Below are 3,650 nucleotides of genomic sequence, written 5' to 3'. Positions count from 1 at the left end.
GGTCAAACGACATCTTCTCTCCGCCGTAATCCAACATACGGAATTCCAGCAGCGATGCGATATGTTTTTCCGTCACACCGGCATGAATATCGTTGAGCGTCTCTGCCAGTGCGCGCTCTGCAATGCGCTGTGCCTTGACGCAGCACTCTACTTCCTCCTGCGTCTTAACTTCGCGCAAATCGCTGATGAGGGCACCCATCGGCTGCATCTTTGCCGCCAATGCCGGTTCCCACTGTGCGTGATCCGCGCACGTCATAAACCCTTCTTCAAATGCAATGGTCTTGACGCCGTCCTGCTGGCAGACCGCATTGACCATTGCCGCATATGAGCGGCGCACCATATCCACTTGAATGCCCTCGCGGACGCGCTTTTTTGCCGCCTCAATATAGCGGAAATCCGTAAACAGGTATCCGCCCTTCTGTGTCACCACGCAGACACCGGCAGAGGACGGAAATCCCGTCACATAGCGTCTGTTTTGCGGACTGGTAATCAAAATTGCGTCAAAATCAGCCTGGCGCAGGGCTTCCTGAATTTGCTTCAGCATAAAAAATTGCCTCGATTCTGCTTCTGATTCAAACGGTTTCCTTCATATAGTTTTGATAGATGTGCATCATGGTCACAGCATCTTCCGCCTGTGTACCGGCGGATTCACAGATAAATCTTGGCGTGTAGCCGCGCGCTGCGGTCTCCGCAGCGACCGGATCAAACGTCGGGCCATAGATTTCGTCCGCAAAGGTCAAATGGCGAACCTCGCCGCCCTTGCTGTACTCAATCTTGGAAAAATGGCTGTGGAAGATTCTCGCCCGTTCGATGCCGATGGTCTGTTCCATCAAATCAAACAATTCCGCGACTTGCTCTTGTGTGGACATTCCGCCGTGTGTGCGGGCGTTGAGATGACCAAAGTCGATGCACGGCAGCAGCCGATCATCCAGCGCGACCAGCTCCATGATTTCCTGTGCGGTGCCAATGACATTGATTTTTCCCATCGTTTCTAGGCAAATCGTAATGTCGGTATATCCGGCATCCTCTTTTGCCGTCAAAATATCCCGGACATTGATGCGGCTGTTTGCCATCGCGGCATCTCGTGTGCGCTTCTTGCCCACGCCGCCCGTGTGGACGACAATGCGATCCGCACCCATGTCACGCGCCGCGCGGCAGCTTTCCAACACATATCCAATATTTTTCTGTTTCTTTTCCGCCTCATCGGTGGACAGATTGATAAAATACGGTGCGTGCAGCGACAGCTGAATCCCATATTTCCGCGCTTCCTGTCCGATAAGTGCGGCTGTTTCTGAGCCGATGCGGACGCCTCGTCCGCACTGATACTCATACGCAGTCAGTCCTTTTGCAGCGATCCATGCCGGCGCATCCTTGGTCGCCTGAAAACCCGCCTGAGCAAAGGACGCAGAATTGCCCGCCGGGCCAAATCGTATATTCATGTAATCACCTCATATAGTGTACTGGATTTCCGTTTCAATTGCAACCAAAGACAGAGAAAAAACGAATGGAGGACATCTCATGACATCAAACATCCATTGGATGATTGCAGCCGCAGGAACCGACGCACAACACACCAGACAAGCTGGTTTCTCCTGTGTGCATTTTTGTTCCCGCGTATCGGAAGACGGGACATTTTCTCTCACCGCGCTGCCCGCCAGCTCTCGCGGCGATTACCTCGGCATCGCAGACAGCCGCGGCATTCCCAAGCACAGCGCTGTTTTCGCGCGAGAAGCTGTTTCTGCCGCGCAAAACCGCCACTGTGCGGGAATTTTGGCAGATTTCGAGCGACCGCTGCTGCAAGAGCTGACAACCTGTTTAGACCGAGAAGCCCAGCAGCAAGGACTCACGCTGTTCATCCCACTCGCCTTGGCAGAATACGCACCGCACGCCACGGTCATTGCTGACACAGCCATTTCCGGCGGCTGTTTGGAAGAATATTTTTCCGATCTGCTCTCCCGGTTCGGCGCAGAGCGGCTCGCCGCACAGCTCACCTGCTCCTGCATGGATTTTCCGCTTCCCTGTGCCTCTCCCAACGGAACAGTGCTATCCGCGGAACAATTTCAAGCATTGCGCCAAGCGACCGGCTCTACAGTCTTTTTTTCCCGCGAATTATGCGCCAAATATTTTACCTACACGCGCAGTGACCAAGCACATTTCGTCTTATTTGATGACGCGGATACGCTGCAAGCCAAAGCGCAGCTGTTGACACGGCTGGGCATTCAGTGCCTGCTCGCTGTCTATCCGGACGCCAAAGCCATGAAATTATTTTGAGTGCACGTGGTCAAACAGCGGCGTACCGGAAACAAACTTGGCACAAATGCCATAATTGTCCAACGCACTGTATGCTGCCCGTTCCACGCGCTGGGCAATGGTCAGTGCAAAGGGGTGCTGCAAGCTGCTGTCATCCAGCACGACGGCACTGAAATCATAGCCGTGCTCCAGACTGCCCACGTTGCCAAAGAACGCACCGCCGCCCTTTGTCGCCAGATAAAATGCTTCACAGAACGTCAGCGGCGCAGCCGATGCATCGACAAGCCGCCAATACAGCTTCGACACCTGTACAGCATCACAAACGGCACGCAGCATCGATTCGGTATGTCCGCCTGCGACATCACTGCCCAAGCCTACCGACATGTCTTCGTTCAAATACCGGCGAATCGGCGCAATGCCGGACGACAAATTGGTATTTGATGCCGGACAATGTGCGATAAACACGCCATTGTCCTTGATGAGCTGTATTTCTTCCTGTGTCGAATACACACAGTGCGCCATAATTGCCGGATAGGTCTGCTCAGTCGGATGCTGTCTGCCGAACAATCCATACGCATCATAGGCGTCACCGTAAAACTTGGATGTCGGGCAAAGCTCCTGTACAAACGCAATCTCACCCGGATTTTCCGACAGATGCGACTGGACCGGCAGCTCATATTCCTGCTGGATTATCTGCAGCTTGGTCAGCAGCTCTGGCGTACACGACGGAATAAATCGCGGCGTCAGCATCGGCTTGGTGCGCTGATACTTTCCCGCGATTTCATACAGCCATTGCAGGGTTTCCTGTGCAGAAGTCTCTGCACTGCTTTCTCTCAAATTGTCCGGTGCCTCTCGATCCATGTTTACCTTGCCGACAAAGCTGACGAGTCCGGACTGTTCCATGCGATCCATCAGCAGCTCGGTTGCCGCTCGGTGCTGCGTGGCAAACAGACAAGCATGAGACGTGGCACTGTGCTTCATATTTTCTGCAAAAATCGTATACGCACGATCTGCATACGCTAAATCCGCATATTTTGCCTCTTCCGGGAAGGTCTGCTGATTGAGCCAGTCCATCAGTTCCAAATCCATGCCCATGCCGCGAAATGCATACTGCGGTGCGTGAATGTGCAGATCCACCAGTCCCGGAATGATCAGCTTTCCGGTGAAATCAACTACCGAAATATGCGCATACTGCTCCGGTAGTTGAGCAAAAACGCCCTGAGAAATGCCGTGTTCACACACGGCATAGGCATTTTCCATTGTTGTCCATTGATTGTTTGTCTTGCAAAAACAAATATCACCCTTGATAGCAAAGGCTTGTTCTGTATTCATTCCTATGCCTCTCTTTCTAAATCCGCATAGCAATATACCATACTTTTCCCAGCTTTTCAAGAACTCTG

4 protein-coding genes are annotated in these 3,650 nt (G+C 52.8%); 1 reads left to right on the top strand and 3 read right to left on the bottom strand.

Features of this window, described 5'->3' with window-relative positions; all coding sequences use genetic code 11:
* Together ACR0P9_RS09090 and ACR0P9_RS09085 are read right to left on the bottom strand one after the other, a co-directional pair.
* Positions 1-544 (bottom strand): aminopeptidase P family N-terminal domain-containing protein (locus ACR0P9_RS09090; protein WP_432619399.1); only part of this gene is annotated, 544 nt, incomplete at its 3' end.
* Positions 545-572: 28 nt separating this feature from the next.
* Positions 573-1,439, bottom strand: coding sequence for a TIM barrel protein (locus ACR0P9_RS09085; RefSeq protein ID WP_432619397.1), 867 nt, complete (start codon positions 1,437-1,439; stop codon positions 573-575).
* A 79-nt stretch (positions 1,440-1,518) separates the two neighbouring features.
* Between ACR0P9_RS09085 and ACR0P9_RS09080 the strand changes: the two genes are divergently transcribed.
* Complete coding sequence (locus ACR0P9_RS09080) at positions 1,519-2,271, top strand: hypothetical protein (protein WP_432619395.1); 753 nt, start codon at positions 1,519-1,521, stop codon at positions 2,269-2,271.
* Here ACR0P9_RS09080 and ACR0P9_RS09075 read toward each other — a convergent pair.
* On the bottom strand, positions 2,263-3,582 hold the full coding sequence (locus ACR0P9_RS09075) for an amidohydrolase family protein (RefSeq protein ID WP_432619393.1): 1,320 nt from the start codon (positions 3,580-3,582) through the stop codon (positions 2,263-2,265). The two genes, ACR0P9_RS09080 and ACR0P9_RS09075, sit on opposite strands and share 9 nt — an antisense overlap.
* Positions 3,583-3,650: the final 68 nt, after the last annotated feature.

It is taken from the genome of Butyricicoccus sp. (genome assembly GCF_050872565.1).
In the GTDB taxonomy this organism is placed as follows: Bacteria; Bacillota; Clostridia; order Oscillospirales; family Butyricicoccaceae; genus Butyricicoccus_A.
Note: the sequence above shows the minus strand (reverse complement) of the source record. Positions and strands in the feature narration are given on the sequence as shown.